General features: G+C 64.7%; 20 protein-coding genes. 5 read left to right on the top strand and 15 right to left on the bottom strand.

The genetic code is table 11. The features are described from left to right. Window positions 1-55: 55 nt before the first annotated feature. Window positions 56-727 carry a GntR family transcriptional regulator gene (locus FJ988_RS25725; protein WP_407067705.1) on the top strand — a complete coding sequence of 224 codons (672 nt, stop codon included), beginning with the start codon at window positions 56-58 and terminating at the stop codon, window positions 725-727. A 106-nt stretch (window positions 728-833) separates the two neighbouring features. Here the strand turns inward: FJ988_RS25725 and FJ988_RS25720 are convergent, their stop codons facing one another. Together FJ988_RS25720 and FJ988_RS25715 are read right to left on the bottom strand one after the other, a co-directional pair. Then, the gene (locus FJ988_RS25720; RefSeq protein ID WP_140821241.1) at window positions 834-1,139 is read right to left on the bottom strand and encodes a hypothetical protein; all 306 of its coding nucleotides are present in this window, start codon (window positions 1,137-1,139) and stop codon (window positions 834-836) included. A gap of 315 nt (window positions 1,140-1,454) precedes the next feature. Further along, window positions 1,455-2,951 carry a CoA-acylating methylmalonate-semialdehyde dehydrogenase gene (locus FJ988_RS25715; RefSeq protein ID WP_140821239.1) on the bottom strand — a complete coding sequence of 499 codons (1,497 nt, stop codon included), beginning with the start codon at window positions 2,949-2,951 and terminating at the stop codon, window positions 1,455-1,457. 155 nt (window positions 2,952-3,106) lie between these two features. Here FJ988_RS25715 and FJ988_RS25710 point away from each other — a divergent pair, with 155 nt between their 5' ends. Beyond that, the gene (locus FJ988_RS25710) at window positions 3,107-3,988 is read left to right on the top strand and encodes a LysR family transcriptional regulator (protein ID WP_140821237.1); all 882 of its coding nucleotides are present in this window, start codon (window positions 3,107-3,109) and stop codon (window positions 3,986-3,988) included. A gap of 93 nt (window positions 3,989-4,081) precedes the next feature. Here the strand turns inward: FJ988_RS25710 and FJ988_RS25705 are convergent, their stop codons facing one another. Continuing rightward, a complete protein-coding gene (locus FJ988_RS25705) occupies window positions 4,082-4,678 on the bottom strand; it encodes a hypothetical protein (RefSeq protein ID WP_246688660.1) in 597 nt (198 codons plus the stop codon). 114 nt (window positions 4,679-4,792) lie between these two features. Here FJ988_RS25705 and FJ988_RS25700 point away from each other — a divergent pair, with 114 nt between their 5' ends. Together FJ988_RS25700 and FJ988_RS25695 are read left to right on the top strand one after the other, a co-directional pair. Then, window positions 4,793-5,233 carry a hypothetical protein gene (locus FJ988_RS25700; protein ID WP_140821235.1) on the top strand — a complete coding sequence of 147 codons (441 nt, stop codon included), beginning with the start codon at window positions 4,793-4,795 and terminating at the stop codon, window positions 5,231-5,233. After that, on the top strand, window positions 5,230-7,395 hold the full coding sequence (locus FJ988_RS25695) for a phosphatidylserine/phosphatidylglycerophosphate/cardiolipin synthase family protein (protein ID WP_140821233.1): 2,166 nt from the start codon (window positions 5,230-5,232) through the stop codon (window positions 7,393-7,395). Before FJ988_RS25700 ends, FJ988_RS25695 begins: the two co-directional genes overlap by 4 nt. 163 nt (window positions 7,396-7,558) lie before the next feature. Here FJ988_RS25695 and FJ988_RS25690 read toward each other — a convergent pair whose 3' ends face one another. The 9 genes from FJ988_RS25690 to rsfS form a co-directional block, all read right to left on the bottom strand. Next, the gene (locus tag FJ988_RS25690; protein ID WP_140821231.1) at window positions 7,559-8,821 is read right to left on the bottom strand and encodes a D-amino acid dehydrogenase; all 1,263 of its coding nucleotides are present in this window, start codon (window positions 8,819-8,821) and stop codon (window positions 7,559-7,561) included. 154 nt (window positions 8,822-8,975) lie between these two features. Then, entirely contained in the window at window positions 8,976-10,127 is a 1,152-nt protein-coding gene (alr, locus tag FJ988_RS25685) for an alanine racemase (RefSeq protein WP_140821229.1), read from the bottom strand. A 70-nt stretch (window positions 10,128-10,197) separates the two neighbouring features. After that, window positions 10,198-10,713 carry an RNA pyrophosphohydrolase gene (locus FJ988_RS25680; protein WP_140821227.1) on the bottom strand — a complete coding sequence of 172 codons (516 nt, stop codon included), beginning with the start codon at window positions 10,711-10,713 and terminating at the stop codon, window positions 10,198-10,200. A 250-nt stretch (window positions 10,714-10,963) separates the two neighbouring features. Then, complete coding sequence (locus tag FJ988_RS25675) at window positions 10,964-12,160, bottom strand: divergent polysaccharide deacetylase family protein (protein WP_140821225.1); 1,197 nt, start codon at window positions 12,158-12,160, stop codon at window positions 10,964-10,966. Between the two features lie 266 nt (window positions 12,161-12,426). Further along, window positions 12,427-13,758 carry a S41 family peptidase gene (locus FJ988_RS25670; RefSeq protein WP_181183669.1) on the bottom strand — a complete coding sequence of 444 codons (1,332 nt, stop codon included), beginning with the start codon at window positions 13,756-13,758 and terminating at the stop codon, window positions 12,427-12,429. A 1-nt stretch (window position 13,759) separates the two neighbouring features. Further along, complete coding sequence (locus FJ988_RS25665) at window positions 13,760-15,094, bottom strand: murein hydrolase activator EnvC (protein ID WP_140821223.1); 1,335 nt, start codon at window positions 15,092-15,094, stop codon at window positions 13,760-13,762. A 171-nt stretch (window positions 15,095-15,265) separates the two neighbouring features. Beyond that, the gene (locus FJ988_RS25660; protein WP_246688659.1) at window positions 15,266-15,463 is read right to left on the bottom strand and encodes a transcriptional regulator; all 198 of its coding nucleotides are present in this window, start codon (window positions 15,461-15,463) and stop codon (window positions 15,266-15,268) included. Between the two features lie 60 nt (window positions 15,464-15,523). After that, window positions 15,524-16,006: a 23S rRNA (pseudouridine(1915)-N(3))-methyltransferase RlmH gene (gene rlmH / locus FJ988_RS25655; protein ID WP_140821221.1), complete on the bottom strand. Its 483-nt coding sequence runs from the start codon at window positions 16,004-16,006 to the stop codon at window positions 15,524-15,526. Between the two features lie 61 nt (window positions 16,007-16,067). Beyond that, on the bottom strand, window positions 16,068-16,445 hold the full coding sequence (gene rsfS, locus FJ988_RS25650) for a ribosome silencing factor (protein WP_140821219.1): 378 nt from the start codon (window positions 16,443-16,445) through the stop codon (window positions 16,068-16,070). Between the two features lie 241 nt (window positions 16,446-16,686). On the opposite strand from rsfS, the gene FJ988_RS25645 reads away from it, so the two are divergent. Then, window positions 16,687-17,538 (top strand): mechanosensitive ion channel family protein, encoded by an 852-nt coding sequence (locus FJ988_RS25645; protein ID WP_140821217.1) that lies wholly within the window; start codon window positions 16,687-16,689, stop codon window positions 17,536-17,538. A gap of 6 nt (window positions 17,539-17,544) precedes the next feature. Here the strand turns inward: FJ988_RS25645 and FJ988_RS25640 are convergent, their stop codons facing one another. The 3 genes from FJ988_RS25640 to FJ988_RS25630 form a co-directional block, all read right to left on the bottom strand. After that, on the bottom strand, window positions 17,545-18,834 hold the full coding sequence (locus FJ988_RS25640) for an MFS transporter (protein WP_140821215.1): 1,290 nt from the start codon (window positions 18,832-18,834) through the stop codon (window positions 17,545-17,547). Between the two features lie 60 nt (window positions 18,835-18,894). Next, window positions 18,895-19,482: a nicotinate-nucleotide adenylyltransferase gene (locus tag FJ988_RS25635; protein WP_140821367.1), complete on the bottom strand. Its 588-nt coding sequence runs from the start codon at window positions 19,480-19,482 to the stop codon at window positions 18,895-18,897. Window positions 19,483-19,568: 86 nt separating this feature from the next. Then, the gene (locus FJ988_RS25630; RefSeq protein WP_140821213.1) at window positions 19,569-20,855 is read right to left on the bottom strand and encodes a glutamate-5-semialdehyde dehydrogenase; all 1,287 of its coding nucleotides are present in this window, start codon (window positions 20,853-20,855) and stop codon (window positions 19,569-19,571) included. Between the last annotated feature and the right edge of the window lie 11 nt (window positions 20,856-20,866).

Here is a 20,866-nt window from a genome sequence, read left to right as displayed (position 1 = left end):
CCCGTCAATGCTGAATCCCTTATGATATACGAAAAATATATCAGGAGCCCGCCCCTTGATCTCACCACTGATATCCGCTGACGCAAGCACGACCTTCGCGCCGGCGGCGACCAAAGCCTATCGCGCGCTGGAGCACATGATCGTCACGCTTGAGCTGGCGCCGTCGAGCTTCGTCACCGAAGGCGCGCTGATCGACAAGCTCGGTCTCGGCCGCACCCCGGTGCGCGAGGCGATCCAGCGGCTCGCCTGGGAGGGACTTCTCGACATACGGCCCCGCGCCGGCATCGCGGTCGCGCCGCTGCACGCCGGCGACTGGCTGCGGGTGCTGGACGCCAGGCGCGGCATCGAAGTGGTGCTCGCCCGCTCGGCCGCCCGCTTCGTCACCCGCGAGGCTGCCGACCTGTTTCACGAGGCGGCGCTCGCGATGCAAAAAGCGGTGATCTCGGGCAACGTGCTTGCCTTCATCCAGGCCGACAAGGCGCTCGACGAGGCGCTCGCCATGGCCGCCGACAACCCCTTCGCGGCGCGCGTCGCCGCCCCCTTGCAGACCCACAGCCGCCGCTTCTGGTATCGCTATAAGGCCGACACAGGGCTTGCCGAATCGGCCGAGCACCACGTCGCGCTGATCCGCTCGATCCTCGACGGCGACGAGGAAGCCGCCGCCAAGGACGCCAAGAAACTCATCGCGCTGCTGCGCGGCCATGCCGAGGTGGCAGCGACGCGTTAGAGCAATTCCAGGAAAAGTTTAAAGCGGTTTTCCGTCCGCAAGCTTGCGCAACGGTGAATGGCAAGCCGTGCGCAACCTACCGTGGCGGGCGCTCGACGGCGAGTTCTCAGGCGCCGGGTATCGCCGCGGTGATCGTCGGGCTGTCCCACCCCTCGCCGACCGACATGACGCAGCTCTGCCCCTTGATGTCGGACGCAACCACGGTCCAGCTGCCCTGCTCGGAAACGAAGATTTCCAGCACGACGTTCGGATTGATCAGCCCGCGCCCTGCCACGCTTTCGTGATACTTGTCGCCAAGCGCCTTGACGATATCGGCGCGCGGCGCGCATTGCGACCCTGCCTGCGCCTGAGCCGCTTCGGCGGAGACCGCCACCGCCGCGGCGACCACTGCCGCCCAAACATACCGTGTCATTCGACACCTCCTCGCGCCGGACGTGGACCCCGGCTGCACCGGCGCGGTTCAATAAACCTGCTCGCATGGCAGGAATGCGGAATAAGACCAAGGATGGGCAGTTGGTTCCATGAAGGCGCACACAGTTCGCAAAAAAGAAAAGCCCGGCGCGACGGCCGGGCTCTTCGTTCTCGATCTGATTGACACCCACGCGCTCATAGCGCGCAGGCGGTAATCGCTCAGTTCATCGTCGGGATGACGAATTCCGCGCCGTCCTTGATGCCTGCCGCGCGCCCGCAGCCGAAGGCGAGGACGCGCGAACGGGGAACCGTCCGGTCAGTTCATCGTCGGAATGACGAACTCAGCGCCGTCCTTGATACCGGACGGCCAGCGCGAGGTGACCGTCTTGGTCTTGGTGTAGAAGCGGAAGGCGTCCGGGCCGTGCTGGTTCAAGTCGCCGAAGGACGACGCCTTCCAGCCGCCGAAGGTGTAATAGGCGATCGGAACCGGGATCGGCACGTTGACGCCGACCATGCCGACCTGAACACGGCTCGCAAAGTCACGCGCAGCGTCGCCGTCGCGGGTGAAGATGGCGACGCCGTTGCCCATCTCGTGGTCGTTGGCGAGCTTGATCGCATCCTCGTAGCGCGGCGCGCGCACCACCGAGAGCACCGGCCCGAAGATCTCTTCCTTGTAGATGCGCATGTCGGCGGTGACGTTGTCGAACAGGCAGCCACCCATATAGTAGCCGTTCTCATAGCCCTGCATCTTGAAGCCGCGACCGTCGACGACGAGCTTGGCGCCTTCCTTGACGCCGATATCGACGTAACCCTTGACGCGCTCCAGTGCCTGCGCCGTCACCAGCGGGCCGAAATCGGCGGCGGAATCGGTCGAGGGACCGACCTTCAGGCTTTCCACGCGCGGCACCAGCTTTTCCATGAGCCGGTTGGCGGTGTCGTTGCCGACCGGGACGGCAACCGAGATCGCCATGCAGCGTTCGCCGGCCGAGCCGTAGCCGGCGCCGATGAGGGCATCGACCGTCTGGTCCATATCGGCGTCAGGCATGATGATCATATGGTTCTTGGCGCCGCCGAAGCACTGCACGCGCTTGCCGGCGGCAGTGCCGCGCGAATAGATGTAGTGCGCGATCGGCGTCGAGCCGACGAAGCCGACGGCCTTGATGTCCGGATCGTCGAGGATGGCGTCGACCACTTCCTTGTCGCCGTTGACGACGTTGAGGATACCCGCCGGCAGGCCGGCCTCGATGAAGAGTTCCGCGATGCGGATCGGCACGCCCGGATCACGCTCGGACGGCTTCAGGATGAAGGCGTTGCCGCAGGCGATGGCCGGCGCGATCTTCCACAGCGGGATCATCGCCGGGAAGTTGAACGGGGTGATGCCGGCGACGACGCCGAGCGGCTGGCGCATCGAATAGACGTCGATGCCGGGGCCGGCGCCATCGGTGAATTCGCCCTTCATCATATGCGGCGCACCGATGCAGACTTCGACCACTTCGAGGCCGCGCTGGATGTCGCCCTTGGCGTCGGCGATGGTCTTGCCGTGCTCGCGCGCCAGGATGTCGGCCAGTTCGTCATAGTCGCGCTGGACCAGTTCGAGAAACTTCATCAGCACGCGCACGCGGCGCTGCGGGTTGGTGGCCGCCCACTTGGGCTGCGCCGCCTTGGCATTCTCGACCGCCGCGCGCAATTCCGCCTGCGAGGCCAGCGCCACCGTGCCGCGCACGGAGCCATCCATCGGCTGCATCACATCCTGCTTGCGGCCGCTGGTGCCGGCGACACGCTTGCCGCCGATGAAATGACCGTATTCGATCATGGTTTCTCTCCCTGTTTTGGTGATGGCGCATTGTCCGCCTTTGCCGGCACGAACGCAACGCGAGGGAGAACGCAACCGTTGTGCGGAAAATAGACAACGAGGACAGCATGTGCATTAATTGCCGCAAATGATGATTGTCGAAAGAAGCCTTTCCCATGAACTGGGATGACGTCCGCATCTTCCTTGCCGTGGCCCGCGCCGGCCAGATCCTCGGCGCAGCCAGGCGCCTGGAACTGAACCACGCCACCGTCTCGCGCCGCATCGCCGCCCTCGAGGAGGCGCTCAGGACAAAGCTCTTCCGGCGGCTCACCACCGGCAGCGAGCTGACGCCGGCCGGCGAGCGCTTCCTCGACATCGCCGAGCGCATGGAAGGCGACATGATCGCCGCACGTTCGACCATTGCCGGCGAAGGCGACGATGTCTCCGGCACGGTGCGCATCGGCGCGCCAGACGGTTTCGGCGTCGCTTTCCTCGCCAAGCGCCTGGGCGAGCTGACCGGCTTGCATCGCGAGCTCACCATCCAGTTGGTGCCGGTGCCACGTTCCTTCTCGCTGTCACGGCGCGAGGCCGATATCGCCATCACCGTCGAGCGGCCGAGCGAGGGACGGCTGGTCGCCGGCAAGCTGGTCGACTACACGCTGGGTCTGTTTGCGTCCCGTGCTTACGTCGAAGCCAATGGCCTGCCGAAGACGCCAGCCGAGCTCGGCCGCCACACGCTGATCGGTTATGTGCCGGACCTGATCGTCAGCCCCTCGCTCGACTATGCCGCCGAGTTCAGCCCGGATTGGCGCACCAGCTTCGCCATATCTTCCGCGCTCGGCCAGGCTGAAGCTGTCCGCTCGGGCGCCGGCATCGGCATCCTGCACACTTTCGTCGCCCGCTCGATGCCGGAGCTGGTGCCGGTAGACATCGTCGCGCCCATCCGCCGTGCCTACTGGCTGGTCTATCACGAATCGGTGAGGCCGCTGCGCCGCGTCCAACTCGTCGCCGGCTTCATCACCAAGGCGGTGGAGCGGGAGCGCGGATTGTTCACCTAGAGCATGATTCCAAAAAGTAGGAACCGGTTTTTGGAGAAGATCATGCTCCAACAAAGAATTAGATAAGGATGACGATTCGACGAAACGTCATCCTTATCTAGGATCGAGCACGAAAGACCCCACGACTTTCTCGGCCACGTCCGCCAACGGCGCCCATCTATGCTGAGCGTCCTCGGCGGTGTCGCCCGCGACATCGCAACCGACAAGGCCGTGATGCGTGCCTCGCATCGAAATCCCAACCACGGAACGACCGTAGAAGGCGACATTGCTATCGGTGTAGTGAAAATCCATGTCGGCTATTCGAATCGGATAGCCATCGGGGAACCGTGCCAGCCTGTCGTTGCTGAAGTCGGCCGAGTCATAGGCGACGCCGACCATCTTCTGCCAGCTGTCCGCGGACCATTCCTTCTCGATGAAAGTCTTGGGGTCGGCCGGGCTGTCCGGATCGGATGGATCGTACCTGCCCTCCGACACCCGGCAGGTAAGCGCGTCTTTGCCCGATTTGACCTTGAGCCATATCGTATGGCCTGCCGGCCCCTCGTTGGTCCATCCCTCGGGAAAGGTCAGCGAGAAACCATGGTCCTCGTCATGGACGGTCTTGTCCGCGGCAAAGGCATTCGAGGCGCCGATAAAATATCCGGTCGCCAGCGCTAAAAGAAACGGTCGCATTCCAAGATTCCCCTCGCTCACGCCGATCCTATCACAGCCGGCACCGCCTTGCGCTTGCCACAAAGTCCGCCAGTGTGGCAGCGGGGCGTTCGTAGCGGACGCAAGGGGACATTTTTTCGGAAAAACCGGCGAAACATGCGAGCCGTTCTTGCCATATTGCCGTTGCTTCTTCTGTCCGCATGCGCCAATCCATGGGCGAAGGTGCCGGAAGCCGAATTGCCGAAACCGATCCGCTTTGCGATGTCGCGACCTTCGCCTTTCACGATCGGCAATTATTGCGGGCCGGGCACCCGCACCGGCGATCTCTCGGCAAAGCCGGTCGACCGCCTCGACGCCGCCTGCCAGGTCCATGACGCCTGCTACATCGCCCGCCACAACCATTGCGACTGCGACGGCGCGCTGGTCGCATCGGCGCGAAAGATCCGCGACGACAAGACAGCGCCGATGGGGATGCGCGACGAGGCGGAACTGCTTATCGCCACCTTCGCCTTTCCGGTCTGCAGGATATTTCCGCAAGGCTTCATGCCGCCGCGCGGTCCGGCCCAGCTCAAGGCCATGAACAAGGCGGTGGGATGAGCGTGAAGTCCATCGCGGCGAAACTTTTCCTGGGGTTGGCATTGACCGCGTTCGGCGGCTGCGCCGGCATGCCCGGACATTCGGCTTGCGCCTTCTTCCCGGGTGATGACGCCTGCAGCCGCCTACCGATCTCGGCGGACGGCACCGGCGCGGAGATCGCCACCACGCACTATTTCGCCGGCGATCCCGACAGCACCTATGACAAGCAATTCCAGGCGCTGCTTGCACAAAGCCGCCTGGATGCGCTCGACCGCACCAACGGCACGGGCCGCTTCGGCCGCGACTGGCGCGATGTGCAGAACAGCGGTTTTCACGCCACCTATCCGGCGCTGCAGCGATTGGCGAAGCCACTCGACAAGACCGAGCTGGCGCCGACGGCCGGCCGACCCGGCGAAGGCAATTTCGGCGAACGCTGGCGCATGTCGCGCCAGACGCTTTATCTCGAAGCCGCCGCGCGACCGCTCCAGCCCAAGACCTTCAGTTTCTCCGGGCTTGAGGCACGCTCGGTAGAGATCGTGCTGCGCCAGGCCGGGCAGCAGCCGGTCGAGATCGGCGGCGCCTGCGACGGTCCTCTCGCCGTCCGCGCTTCGGGCCGGTCAAGCACCATCGCCAGGGGCGCCGCCTTCCACCTCAGCCTGCCGGCCGGCGAAGCATCCGCCAGCCTGTTTCCGGACGAGGCGCTGACCCGTTGCGACCTCAGCGTCACCTCGCGCCTGGCGCCATCTGGCGCGCCGCTGACGCTGCTGCGCGAGGAGACCGCCGATCCCTGGATAGCGTCCCTGGACAGCCGCTACGACCGCTGCCCGGTTCCGGATCCCGCCGGGCTCGACGCGCTCGACCGCGTCTTCTACGCCAGCCGCTGGTTGTCGCAGACCTGCGCCCTGCCCATCGGCAATCCCGCCTTGCTGCGCAAATCGCGCGACGGCTTCAACGCCAAGGTCGAGGCGCTGCTCGGCAGGACGCTGTCCGACAGCACCATCGACAAGGCCGACCCCGAACTGCCGCTCGACTTCTCCAACGCGCCGAAGCTGAAGCTGATCTATCTGTCATCGCTGGAGTTCAAGGCCGACTTCTCCGGCCGCATCATGGAACGGCTGATACGCCATCACGCAGCACTTGGCACCAAGGTGCGCATCCTGGTGACCGACGTGCTGGAGCGCGACAAGGACGACGCCATGCTGCACAGGCTGGCCGCCGAGTTCCCCAATGTCGAGCTGCAGGAATATCGCTGGCAGGCCGACCACGGCGCGCCCTTCGACGAGCAGATCTCACAGTTGCACAAGGTCCACCATGTCAAGATGCTGGCGACGCTCGCCGAACAGCCCGGACGCTCGCGCGTCATCATCGGCGGCCGCAACATCCATGACGGCTTCCTGTTCCACAAGCCGGTCGACCTCACCCGCTATCCGGACCTCGAGCAATACGGCAAGACCGACGGCTTTTCGCTGAACTACTATTCCAACTGGAGCGACTTCGACATCGAGATCGCCGACCAGGCGACGGTCGAGACGCTGGCTGCGCATCTGTCGACGATCTGGCTGCGCGACGCCGACACCAATCTGTCGCGGCCGTTCTCCATTCCAGTGAAAGCGACCGCCCGCCCACCGCAGGGCGTGGCGCGGCATTTCATTTCCGTGCCTTATGAGGACGGACATGCGCTGGAGAATTATTTCGTCGAGCTGATCGACACCGCCAAGCATCGCATCGAGATCGTCAATCCCTATCTCAACCTGACGCCGGCCATCGCCCGCGCCGTCGACCGCGCGCTGGCGCGCGGCGTCAAGATCGACGTCGTCGGCCGCATCGACCTCAAAGGCGATATCGGCGGCAGCTTCCTGACCGCGCTCAACAAGCTCTTCGTCGAGAAATACGGCGACCGCATCTCGATCCGCGAATTCAAGGCGCCGGATGTCGTGCTGCATGCCAAGATCATGATGATCGACGAACGGCTGGTGGCGATCTCCTCGGTCAACCTCAACAACCGCAGCTTTGTCCATGACAGCGAAAACGGCCTGGTCGTGCTCGACCCGGCCTTCTATGCCAGGATGAGGCCGATCTACGAGGACTATGTCGCCCATTCGAAGCCGGTGGCGACCAATGTCAGCATCGGCTGGGCCTACCGCCTGCTGTTCAGCGACACCTGGGTTCGCGAGGCGTTTTGAAAGCTGCCGCTCGACATGATTAAGGTGTGTTGAGATTCAGGTCAGGCCGAGTCGAAAATGGCGGCTTACGAGAACCGGAGCGGAGCGTACTTTTCGTACGTGAGCACCGGAAGCGCAGGAAACCGACATTTGCAGACCGGCCTCACCTGAATATCGACACACCTTAGATAGGCCGAAGATACCGGTCCGGGCTCAGATCGCGCGCGTTGATCTCCGGCACACGGTTGGAGATGATGTCGGCGAGCACCCTCGCCGAGCCGCAGGCCATCGTCCAGCCGAGCGTGCCATGGCCGGTGTTGAGATAGAGGTTGGAAAGCTCGCTCTGTCCGATCAGCGGCGGCCCGTCCGGCGTCATCGGTCTGAGGCCGCACCAGAAGCTCGCCGCCTTGAGATCGCCGCCGCCCGGGAAAAGATCGCCGACCGAGTGCTCCAGCGTGCGTCGGCGCGATTCGTGCAGGCGAAGATCGTAGCCGGAGATTTCCGCCGTGCCGCCGACGCGGATGCGGTCGCCCAGCCGGGTGATCGCCACCTTGTAGGTCTCGTCCATGACGGTCGAAACCGGGGCCGCCCCCGCGTCGACGATCGGCACGGTGATCGAATAGCCCTTGACCGGATAGACCGGGATGGGCCGCTTCATCTTGCGCATGAACTGCGGCGAATAGCTCCCCAGCGCCATCACATAGGCGTCCGCGATGCGCCACCCCTTGTCGGTGCCGACCTGGACGACACGGTTGCGGTTGCGGACGATGCGCTTGATCGTCGTGCCGTAGTCGAAGGTCACGCCGCGCGCCACGCAAAGCTCGGCCATCCGGTCGGTGAACATCTTGCAATCGCCGGTCTCGTCGCCGGGCAGCCTCAAGCCGCCGACGAATTTGTCGCGCACGGCCGCCAGCGCCGGTTCGGCGCCGATGCAGCCGTCGCGGTCGAGGATCTCGTAGGGCACGCCGTATTTCTTCAGCACCTCGACATCGCCGCCGGTGCCGTCGAGCTGCTTCTGCTTGCGGAAAAGCTGCAGCGTGCCCTGGGTCCTCTCGTCATAGGCGATGCCGGTCGTCTCGCGCAGCGCCTTCAGCGTGTCGCGGCTGTATTCGGCTAGCGGCACCATGCGTGACTTGTTGAGCGCATAGCGCTCCGCCGTGCAGTTGCGCAGCATCTTGATCAGCCACGACCACATGTTTGGATCGAAAGCCGGCCGCACCACCAGCGGACCGTACTTCATCAGGAGCCACTTCACCGCCTTGACCGGGATGCCGGGGCCGGCCCACGGCGAGGCATAGCCCGGCGACACCTCGCCGGCATTGGCAAAACTGGTTTCCAGCGCCGGCCCTTTCTGGCGGTCGACGACGGTGACCTCATGCCCGGCCTCGGCGAGGAAGTAAGCCGTGGTGACCCCGATCACGCCGCCGCCCAACACCATGATCTTCATCGCATGCTCCCTCGAAGGCCGGCCATCGCCGAGGCACGTTGGCCGTTTTGTCTCTGTGCAGGATTTTGCCGCGCCCGCCAAGGGGCGCTGTCAAGCATGTCGCCCGAAAGTGGCATCGGGTTTCCCGACAAAGACATGCGCAAAATCAGAAGCTTCACCCGCCGAGGTAGCAGCGATGGAAGCGCGGGCCGAGGCTGGTCAGGATCTCATAGCCGATGGTGCCGGCGTGGCCGGCCGCCTCGTCGACGCTCTGCGAGGGGCCGATCAGCTCGACGAGATCGCCCTCGCCCAATTGTCCGGGCGCAAGCGCCGAGATGTCGAGGATGATCGAATCCATCGACACCCGGCCGACAAAAGGCAACCGCACGCCCTCGAACCAGGCTGCCGAGGCGGCGCGCCGGTGCCAGCCGTCAGCATAGCCGAGCGAGATGGTCGCGAGGCTAAGCGGGCCTTTCGCGCGGTGCGCGTGGCCGTAGCCGATGCCGGCGCCTTCCTCCACCGCGCGCGTCTGTGCGACCTTGGCCTGCAGCCGGATGACGGGCGCCATCGGATTGGGGTCGTACGGCGTCGGATTGACGCCGTAGAGCGCCGCGCCCGGCCGGGCGAGATCATAATGAAAGGAGGAGCCCAGGAAGATGCCGGACGAGTTGGCCAGCGAAGCCGGCGCCGACGGCAGCATCCCGCGCAGCCTGTCGAACTCACGCCGCTGTTCATCATTGGCCACCTCGCGCGGCTCGTCGGCGCGGGCGAGATGGCTCATCACATAGCGGATATCAATGCCGTCAAAGGCGCCGGCCTCGCGCGCCACCGCTTCGACCTCCGCCGGCGCCATGCCGAGCCGGGCCATGCCGCTATCGACCTGGACGGCGGCGGGCAGACGGCGGCCGGCTCTCCGCGCCGTCTCTCGCCAAGCCTTGATCTGCCGCGCACTGTTGAGAACGGGAACAAGGTCCGATGCTACCGCTTCCGGCTCGGAGCCCGGCAGCAAGCCGTTCAGGACAAAGATGTCGGGGCCGGCCCCGATCGCCTCGCGCAGCGCCATGCCCTCGCCGAGCAGCGCGACGAAGAAGATGTCGCAGCCCTCCTTCGCCAAGGCCGATGCCACTTGTACACCGCCGAGCCCATACCCGTCGGCCTTGAGCACGCCGGCGCAGCGCACGCCGTTCAGCCGCGCTTTCAGCCGCCGGTAATTTTCGCGGATGGCGCCGAGATCGATGGTCAGGATCGCGCCGGCGACGGCCGCGCTCACTGTCGAACCGTCGCTCAAATCATCTGCCGGAAACCCGCGTCCGGTGTCGTCGTTCATGGCGACCCCCGCTCATTGCATCGCCAATCAATACGGCGACGGGGCCTACGCGACAACCGGGAATGGAGGGCTAAGGAGCCAAGTGGTGAAACGCCGCCACAACCTGCTCATAGACCTTGCGCTTGAACGGCACGACCAGTTCCGGCAGTTCCTGCATCGGCCGCCAGGCCCATTGGTCGAACTCCGCCGTATGGCCGCCCGGCGGCGGGTTGATCTGGATCTCGCTTTCGTCGCCCTCGAACCGATAGGCGAACCATTTTTGCGTCTGGCCGCGGTAACGGCCCTTGAAGGCTATGCCGACCAGATGCGGCGGCAGGTCGTAGTTGATCCAATGCGGCGCTTCGGCAAGCAGCGAAACGCCGCGCATGCCGGTTTCCTCGTAAAGCTCGCGTCCGGCTGCCTCGATCGGCTCCTCGCCCTTGTCGATGCCGCCCTGCGGCATCTGCCAGAGCTTCGTCGTGCCGGCGAACTCGCTGTCCGGCTCGGCGATGCGATGCCCGACCCAGACCAAGCCTGCCCTGTTGAGGATCATCAGCCCGACGCACGGGCGATAGGGCAATGTCTCGGGATCGATCTTTTTAGCCATAAGGATTCCAGCCGTTTTGAGAATTCGCTCCGGCGAGGCAGGTGGCGAGCGGTTTCGAGAACCGGAGCGGAGCGTACTTAAAGTACGTGAGCAGCGTATGACCCCGAAAATCGAAATCGATTTTCGGAAAGGATCATACGCCAGTCGAAAAAGCTACAGCGTCCTTTGCGCGTCCAAAGGACGCGCGGCGCTGTAGAAGCGCAGAAAACGCCGCCAGATGGCCGCCGGAGTAGGATTATCAAGACGGCTGTCACCCTTTTTGCGGGTCAATGGCGACAGCCGAAATCGGCACGATCTCGATGCCGCGCTTCTTTGCTTCCGCGATCCAGGACGTCACGGTGTCGACCGTCAGGTCGAAGGCCGAGCCGATGCCGACGGCACTCCCCTTGGCCCGTGCCGTCGCTTCGAGACTGTCGAGCTTCTTCAGGATCTCGCCGCGATCCTGCACCGAGTCGATCGCCGTGTCGCCGGCAACGAACGGCACGCCGTCCTTCAAAGCAAGGTCGGGCGCCAGGGTCCGCGCCGACGAGCCGTCGTCGATATAGGCGAGACCGCGCTTGCCTAGCTCGGCCATGAACGGCGCCATCGCGTTCGGATCGGCGGAGAAGCGTGCGCCCATATAGTTCATGACGCCGGTATAGTTGGTCGTGCGCGACAGCGCCCAGTGCAGGTTCTTCAAGTTCTCGTCCGGGCTGGCGGCGACGGTCAGCGTGTTTCGGCCCGGATTGACGTTCGGATAGTCGAACGGCTCAAGCGGCACCTGCATGACGATCTCGTGCCCGCCCTGTCTTGCCGCCTGCATCCAGCGGCCGATGCTGTTGCCCTGCGGCGCGAAGGCGAGCGTCACCTCGGCCGGCAGCTTCTGGATCGCCGCCTGCGTGCCGGTCTGCGACACGGCGAGCCCGCCGATGACGATCGCCACGCGCGCGCCGCGCGCGCCGGACCATGGTCGCGCATAGACATCGAACGGCCGCCGGCCGTCAGCCGAGCGTATCGGCAGCGGACCGGTGTCGCTTGCCTCGATCAGCGCCTTGTCCGGGATATGCGCTACTTTCAGGTTCTGGCCGAGCGTCGAGGGATCGCGGATGACGATCGCCGCTTTCGGCGGGCCGTCGCCCTCCTCGGTCTGGACATGGATGATCTGCGGGCCGCCGCTCTTCATCGGCGTGCCGGCCGGCGGCGCCGCGGCGGCAACCGGTGCCGGCGCAGGAGCCGGCGCTGGCGCTGGCGTGGCGGGAGCAGCGACGACCTTCGGCGTCGAAACCGCCACCTCTTCCGGCTTGCGGAACGGCTTTTCGCGAAAGGCGATCGCACCGGAAACGCCGATCACGGCAAGCACCGCGAGCGCCGCGGCGACCGCGCCGCCGCTGATGCCGCGCGAGGCAGGCCGCCTGGACCTGAGCGTCTGTCCGAGCGGGCGTTCGATGTCCTTGCCGATCTCAGCCAATTTCTGTTCCCAGCACGCCGCCTGACGTGAATGTCACGCTTTGCGTGAAATCCTGCGCATTCTTCGGCGCTATACCCCAGACGCGCAGCGCCCCCGACTCTTTTGTTGGAGCATGATCTTTTCCGAACCGAAGGTCAGCGCGGCAAAAGCCGGTTCCCACTTTTCGGGATCATGCTCCAGGCCCCGAATCAAACTGCCGGAACCTCGCGGTCCCGGCAGCATCGCATTGCTTTGATCGATCGGCCAGAGGGCCGGCCGGATCGCAATTACTGGTTCAGCACGGCCTTGTCCGGGTTCGGCGGGAACGCCGGATCGGTCTTTTCGCCGCGCAACAGCTGCTCGGCATAGATCAGCTGCAGATCGTCCTTCGGATCCGGCGGCACATAGGCGGCCGAGCCCGAACCATTCGAATTCTCGTCGGCGCCCTTGATGTGGCCCTTGAGATCGGATTCGCCGCGGGTCAGGTCGCGGCCCTGCAGATCCGGCGGCAGCGGCTGGTCGACCTTGATGTCGGGCGTGATGCCCTTGCCCTGGATCGACTTGCCCGACGGCGTGTAATAGAGCGCCGTCGTCAGCCTCAGCGCGCCATTCTCGCCGAGCGGGATGATGGTCTGCACCGAGCCCTTGCCGAAGGACTGCGTGCCGACCACGGTCACGCGGCGCAGGTCCTGCAGCGCGCCGGCGACGATTTCGGACGCGCTCGCCGAGCCGCCATTGACCAGCACGATCATCGGCTTGCCGTTGATGTCGTCGACCTGCTTCGGCTTGGCGTCGAAGCGGGTGACGTCCTTCGGATCGCGGCCGCGCGTCGAGACGATCTCGCCGCGCTTCAGGAAGGCGTCAGACACGCTCACCGCCTGGTCGAGCAGGCCGCCCGGGTTGAGGCGCAGGTCGAGTACATAGCCCTTCAGCTTGTCGTTCGGCACCTGCTTCTTGATGTTGTCGATCGCGTTTTCGAGATCGTCATAGGTCTTCTCGGTGAAGGAGGTGATCTTCATGTAGCCGATGTCGTTCTCGACCCGGTACTTGACCGCCTTGACCTTGATGATGTCGCGCACGACCGTGATTTCGATCGGCTTGTCGGCGCCCTGGCGCAGGATGGTGAGCTTGATCGGCGTGTTGACCGGGCCGCGCATCTTCTCGACCGCGTCGTTGAGGGTCAGGCCGCGCACCTCTTCGCCGTCGATCTTGGCGATGTAGTCGCCCGACAGCACGCCCGCCTTGGCGGCAGGCGTATCGTCGATCGGCGTGATGACCTTGACCAGATCGTTCTCCATGGTGACTTCGATGCCGAGTCCGCCGAACTCGCCCTTGGTCTGGACGCGCATATCCTGGGCCTGCTCGGCGTTCATGTAGGACGAGTGCGGATCGAGCGAGGCGAGCATGCCGTTGATGGCATTCTCGACCAGGGACTTGTCATCCGGCGGCGTCACATATTGCGCGCGCACGCGCTCGAAGATGTCGCCGAAGATCGCCAGCTGCTTGTAGGTCTCGGACCCCGCAGCATTCGCCGCCGAGCCGGGCGCGCCGTAGACCAGGCTCATTGCCGATGCGCCCATCAGCGCGCCGGCAAACAGAAGCGACAGTTTCCGCATCATTTCACGTCCTTCCAGAGAATCGGTCCGCCCACCATGGGGCAGGATCGACGGGTTTTCCATCCTTGCGGAACTCGACATAGAGTTCCGGCACCGCATTTCCGTTCCGCGAGGCCGAGGTGCTCGCCACCCGGGCCTCTCCCATCGCGCCGATCGGTTCCCCTGCGAGAACCGACTGTCCGGTCGCGACGCTGATTCTGCTCATTCCCGCCAGAACGACATGATACCCGTCGCCCGCATTCAGGATCAAGAGTTGACCGTAAGAACGAAACGGTCCCGCATAAAGCACGTTTCCATCCGCCGGCGCGGTTACGATGGCCCCCGATTGTGTCGCAACCATGTCGCCTTGCATAGCCGCGCCATTGCCGTCGTCGGCGCCGAAACGCAGCTTGATCTTGCCGATCACCGGTAGCGCAACCTGGCCCTGCAAGGCAGAGAACGGTGCCGAAGTGGTCAACTGATTGGCCTCGGGCACCGGCAGCGCGGCGAGCTCTGTCGTGGAGGCCGTGACGTCGCCGTCGGTCGATTTCCGGTCACCCGCCTTGGCCTGATCCGCAGCCTTGCGCGCCTTGTCGGCTTCCAGCGAGGCGATCAGGTCTTTCAGGCTGCTTGCCTTCGCCGCCAGCTCCTGCGAGTGCTGCTGTTCCGCCGCGATCGCCGTTTGCGTATCGGCCTGCAGCTTCTTCTTGGCCTCGAGCAGCATGGTGAGCCGCTTCTTCTCCGCCGCCTGGTCGGTCACGGCGGCGGTGAGTCGCGCGCGCTCGGCCTCGATCGAGGCGGTAACGCGGGTCTGTTCCTTGAGGTCGGCCATCAGCCTTTCCGTCTGCTGGCGCAGCTCCGGCACCACGGCGCCGAGCAGGATGGCGCTGCGCACCGACGACAGCGCGTCCTCCGGTTTGACCAGGATCGCCGGCGGCGGGTTGAGCCCCATGCGCTGCAAGGCGCCAAGCACCTCGGCCAGCACGTCCCGCCGCGCCATGAGCGAGGCGCGCAGCTTCTGTTCCTCCGCCTTCAGCCCTTCCAGCTTGGCGCCGATATCCTCGATGTCCTGGCCGAGCTTCTGCTCGGTCATCGCCGACTGGATCAGCGCCGCTGTGATCGAGGCGTAGTCCTTGCGCACCGAGGCGATGTCGGCGGCGAGCTTGGCCAGCCGCTCCGACGACAAGGTGATTTCCTTGGAAACCTGTTCGTATTCGGCGCGGCTCTTGTCCGGATCGGGCGCCATGTCGAGCGTGTTTTCCGCCGCCCGCGCCGGCCCGAGCGCGATTACGGCGGCGACGAGGGTCAAGCCGCAGCGGCTGCGCCAGGCGCGCGTAATCGGGGTCCAGCCTTCAGACATCAGGCCTCTAACCTATCCGCCGCTTCGTTAACGAACCATCAACCATGTTGGATGGGCCTGCTCGGAGCAATTCCATCGAAGTGTGTACGGTTTTCCGTCCGGAATTGCGTAGACAACCGATGATCGTGATGTCGAGCTATTGAGGCGGAAATCCGGATACCTACGTCACTCCTAAAGGCTGCGGCCTTGATTGCGACGAATGACATCCTGTGCCGATGCGGCGCGGAATTCGCTCTCTTCAGCTCGAAGACCCGGCTCAAGCTCGCCCTTCAGCCGGTCCCACGCTTCGTTTCTGCTCTGCAAGTCGCGACGGATCAAGGCACGAATATACTCGCTGGCGCGGACATGACTGCTATTATCTTTGGCCATAAACCCAATCCATTGTGCTCGTTGAAATTACGAAAGCGGCGCAAATATTGCCACCGCGAATTACGAGCGATGATACGGGTGGCCGGCCAGAATGGTGGCACTGCGATAAAGCTGCTCGCCGAGCATCACCCGCACCAACTGGTGCGGCCAGGTCAGCGCGCCGAAAGACAACACCAAGTCGGCCTGATCGCGTAAAATTTTGTCATGGCCGTCGGCGCCGCCGATGGCGACGACCAGCGCCTTGCGGCCGCTGTCGCGCAACTGGCCGATGCGGCCGGCCAGATCTTCGGAGGAAAGCGATTTGCCGCGTTCGTCGAGCAGGACAAGGACCGTGCCGGGCTGCAACTGCGCCTGCAGCTTCTGGGCTTCCTCGCGGCGGCGCTCGTCGGCGCTCTGCCCGCGGCTTTCGGGCACTTCGACAATGCCGGCAAATTCGAGCCCGACCGCAGGCCCGCTCTTCGAAAAGCGCTCGAAATAGCGGTCGGCGAGTTCTCTCTCGGGGCCGGTTTTCATACGGCCCACGGCATGAACGGTGATCTTCATCCTCGCCCCGGCGGAGCTTCTTGGCGCATACCGTGAGGTCTCACGGCATGCGGATCAAGGCTCAGTGCAAGGTCTCTTCCTCGAGGTCCGGCGCCTGCCACATCTTTTCAAGATTGTAGAATTCGCGGACTTCTGGGCGGAAGACATGGACGATGATGTCGCCCGAATCGATCAGGACCCAGTCGGCGCCAGCCAGTCCCTCGACGCGCGCATTGCCGAGACCGGCATCTTTCAGCGCCTTGAGGAGATGATCGGCGACAGCCGAGACATGACGGTGCGATCGGCCCGAGGCGATGACCATATAGTCGCCGAGGCTCGATTTTCCCTGGATGTCGATTGAGACGATGTTTTCGGCCTTGGAGTCTTCCAGACTGGCAAGGACTGTGTCGATGGCGAGGGTCGCGGCGTCGTTTCCGCTGATCCCGGCCGGCGAAGGCATGACTTCAGCCTTCTTCCGCAGTGCTGTTCTCAGTGTGTTTCCTTTCCCAACAAGAACAACCAAATCACCCAGCAAATCAGGTGACACCACTTATATGGGCAGAGTTCCATTGCAGTTTCAAGACGAGAGCCCTTCGCTGTCCCGCTGATTGGCCCGGATCGCTGCTTTAGCAGGGTCTAAAAAGCAGGAACTGATCCTGGATGGGCGGGTTATCGGCTCGCCCACCAACCGGAATCCCGCCATGCCCACCGACCCGCAAACCGTCCTCGTCACCATCCAGGCGGCGATCGCCCAGCTCAGCACCCTGATCGTCTCCTATTCCTTCTCGGCCATCGGCGCCGTCATCCTTCTGGTCGTCGGCTATTTCATTGCCGGCCTCGCCGAGCGGTCGATCTTCGCCGGCCTCGGCCATATCCACGGCTTCGACGCCACGCTTCGCCATTTCTTTTCGAAGATCGTCCGCTACGCCATCCTGATCCTGGTCACCATCATGGTGCTCGGCCAGTTCGGCGTGCAGACCGCGTCGATCATCGCCGCCATCGGCGCCATCGGTCTGGCCATCGGGCTGGCGCTGCAGGGCACGCTGCAGAACATCGCCGCCGGCATCATGCTCTTGGCGCTCCGGCCCTTCCGCATTGGCGAATATGTCGAGGTTGGCTCGATCTCCGGCACCATCGAGGAGATCGGCCTGTTCGCCACCAAGCTGCGCACGGCGGACGGCGTCTATGTGCTGGCGCCCAATTCGACCTTGTGGAACCAGCCGGTGCGCAATTTCACCCGCAACGGCGTGCGCCGCGCCGACATCGCCTTGAGCATCGGCTCCTGGAACGACATCGATCGCGCGCAAAAGACGCTGCTTTCCATCGCCGACGCCGACAAGCGCATCCGCCGCGAGCCCAAGCCGATCGCTTTTGTGGCCGGCCTCGGTGACACCACCGTTTCGCTCACCTTGCGCTACTGGACATCCGCCGGGGACTATTTCTCGACCCAGATCGAGACGACCAAGCGCGCCAAGCAGGCCTTCGACAGCGAAGGCATTTCCATCCCGCTGCCGCCGCCGGAAGTGCCGGCGCCGGAGGCGCGCAAGCAGTAAGGCCGATCAGCTCTTCGTGCCCGTCGTCTCGTCGGGCCCGAAGGCGAGCTCCACCGGCAAAGGCGTCTGCGCCGACATCGGCGCGAAGCTGCCGCTCGCGGCGGCAGGCGTCGGCCGCGCCGCCACCACCCGCCACAGCACGAACAGGCAGAATGTGGATGCGATCACGATGCCGACATAGATGAAGGTAGCAGTGCCGAAGACGGCGGAAAGCGCGGTGACGATGCCGGGCACGACGAACCCCGCCAGCGACCAGGCAAACAGCATCGAGCTGGACAGCGCCAAAAGCTCGTCCTTGTTGGCGCGGTCGGCCGCATGCGCGCTGGACAGCGCATAGATCGATTCCGCCGCACCGTCCCAGATGAGGTAAATCACCACCAGCGCCATCAGCGCACCGCCGTCGAAGACGATGGCGAGCACGCTGGCGACGACGGCCAACGCCGCCGCACCCGCCAGTACGTAGCGCCGGTCGGTGCGGTCGGAGATCCAGCCGAGCGGGATCTGCAGGATTAGCGTGCCGACCGGCATCGCCGACAACAAAAGCGCCACATCGGCCTGGCTATAGCCCTTGGCGGTAGCGTGGATCGGCGCGAAGCCGGAAACGATCATCGACAACCCGCCGACCGCCAGCATGCCGGCGACGCCGACCGGCGAGATGCGCCAGGCCTGCCGGAGCGCCACCGACGCCGCCTGCGGCGCCGGCGGCTGCGCGAGCCGCGTCATGCCGACCGGCAGGATCGACAGCGCCGTGAAGGTGATGCCGATCAGCGCCGCGGCGGCCGTATGGATGTCGATCGCCGCAAGCGTCGCATAGCCGACGCCGAGCCCGGCGATATAGGCGACATAGAACACCGCCATCACCCGGCCGCGGATCGAATTCGGCAAGGCATCGTTCAGCCAGCTTTGCGCGACGATGAACAGGCCGCATATGGCAAAGCCGTAAAGCGCACGCGCCGCGATCCACAACAGCGGGATCGGCCCGGCGCCGATTGCAGCATTTGACAGCGCGATCAGCGCCGAAAGCACCATGAAGGCGCGGGCATGGCCGACTCGTTTGACCAGCGGCCCGGTCAGGATGCAGCCGGCAAGCCCGCCGGCCGAAAGCCCGGTGACGATCAGCCCGGCCCAGGTCGGGTCGAAGCCGTCGGCGCCGAGGCGGACCGGGATATAGGCAAACATCAGCCCGTTGCCGATCGCGATCAGCGCCATTGAGACGATGACGCTGGCAATGGCGATCAGCGGCGCCGGCTGTTCGGCGCGGATGGCGTCGGTCGTGGCTTGGTTCTGCGTCAGCATGGCTGCGCAGCTTGGCTCAGCGGCAGGCGGAAAGCCGCCTCAAAAACGACATCGCCGGTGTCAGCCCTTCGCTGCCTTGCGGATAGCGCTCGACGACAGCGACGAGCGCGGGCCGTGGATGAAGGTCCAGGCCGGCGCCCGCATGCGGGCAAGCAGCGGCGCGTCGCCCTCGTCGATGCGGGCATAGTCGAAGGTCTTGGCGACCACCGATGACAGGAAGGAAAGCGTGGCGCCGGGGCGGTCGATGACCGCGATCGGGAAGGTCAGCACGATCTCGCGCCAGCGCTGCCAGCGATGGAAGTCGCGCAGGGAGTCCGCACCCATGATCCAGACGAAGTCGACGCCCGGATTGCGCGCCTTGACCAGCGCCAGCGTGTCGGCGGTGTAGCGCACATGCTGCGCCGCCTCGAAAGCGGTGACCTTGATTTTCGGGTTTCGCGCGATCTTTTCCGAAAGCTCGATGCGCTCGGCCAGCGGCGCCAGCTCGCGCGCGCTCTTCAAGGGATTGCCGGGCGTCACCATCCACCACAACTGGTCCAGTGCCAGCCTGCGCAGCGCGATTTCGGCGACCAGCGCATGGCCGGCATGCGGCGGGTTGAACGAACCGCCGAACAGGCCGACGGTCAGGCCCTTGGCGGCGTAAGGCATGCGGAGATAGCGCGAAGGAACGACGGGCTGAAGGGACGAAAGCATGGTGCTGGGCCGCAAGCTTCAATCCCTTAAGGCAACAAGCTTCACGGCCTCACCTGCCCCGAGCCGCGCACGCGGTATTTGAACGAGGTCAGTTGCTCGACGCCGACCGGTCCGCGCGCATGCATCTTGCCGGTGGCGATGCCTATTTCGGCGCCCATCCCGAACTCGCCGCCATCGGCGAATTGCGTCGAGGCATTGTGCAAAAGGATTGCCGAGTCGATCTCGTTGAAGAAGCGATCCACCGCCTTCGCATCCTCGGCGACGATCGCCTCGGTGTGATGCGAGGAGAAGGTCTCGATATGCTCGATCGCCTCCCCGACGCCGTCGACCAGCTTCACCGCGATGATGGCGTCGAGATATTCCGTCACCCAGTCGGCATCGGTCGCCGGGCTGGCGTTGGAGAACGCCTTCAGCACATCCTGATCGGCATGGATCTCACAGCCGGCGGCGCGCAGCGCCTCGAGGATCGGCACCAGATGCGTGGAGGCGACCGCACGGTCGACCAGCAGCGTCTCGGCGGCGCCGCAGACGCCGGTGCGCCGCATCTTGGCGTTGACGGCAATCTGCACCGCCATGTCGAGCTTGGCCGAGCGGTCGATATAGAGATGGCAGATGCCTTCGAGATGCGCGAAGACCGGCACACGCGCCTCGCTCTGCACGCGCCCTACCAGGCTTTTGCCGCCGCGCGGGATGATGACGTCGAGATTGCCGGAAAGGCCCTTCAGCATCTCGCCGACGGCGGCGCGGTCGGTGGTCGGCACCAGCTGTATGGCGTCCTGCGGCAGGCCGGCCGCCTTCAGTCCTTCGACCATGCAGGCATGGATCGCCGAGGATGAATTGAGCGAGTCCGAACCGCCGCGCAGGACCACCGGATTACCCGCCTTGAGGCAGAGCGCGCCGGCATCCGCCGTCACATTTGGCCGGCTTTCATAGATCACGCCAATGACGCCGAGCGGGGTACGCACACGCTCGATATGGAGCCCATTCGGCCGATCCCATGCGGCGATCACATCGCCGACCGGATCCTTGAGCGCTGCGATCTCGCGAATGCCCTCGGCCATCGCCTTGATGCGCGACGGCGTCAGTTTCAGCCGGTCCATAAACGAGCCGGACAGTCCGGCCTCCTCGCCATTCGACATGTCGATGGCATTGGCCTCCAGGATCGCCTGCTCGTTGCGCAGGATGGCGTCGGCCATGGCGGCAAGCGCGGCGTTCTTGGCCTTGGTTGGGGCGACGGCCAGCGGGCGGGCGGCAGCGCGGGCGCGTCGGCCGATGTCAGCCATCAGCACGATCGTGTCTTCGCCGGATTTTTCATGCAGTTTCAGCATGGCTATCCTTC

The organism is Mesorhizobium sp. CU3, from assembly GCF_006442965.1.
GTDB lineage: Bacteria > Pseudomonadota > Alphaproteobacteria > Rhizobiales > Rhizobiaceae > Mesorhizobium.
Note: the sequence above shows the minus strand (reverse complement) of the source record. Positions and strands in the feature narration are given on the sequence as shown.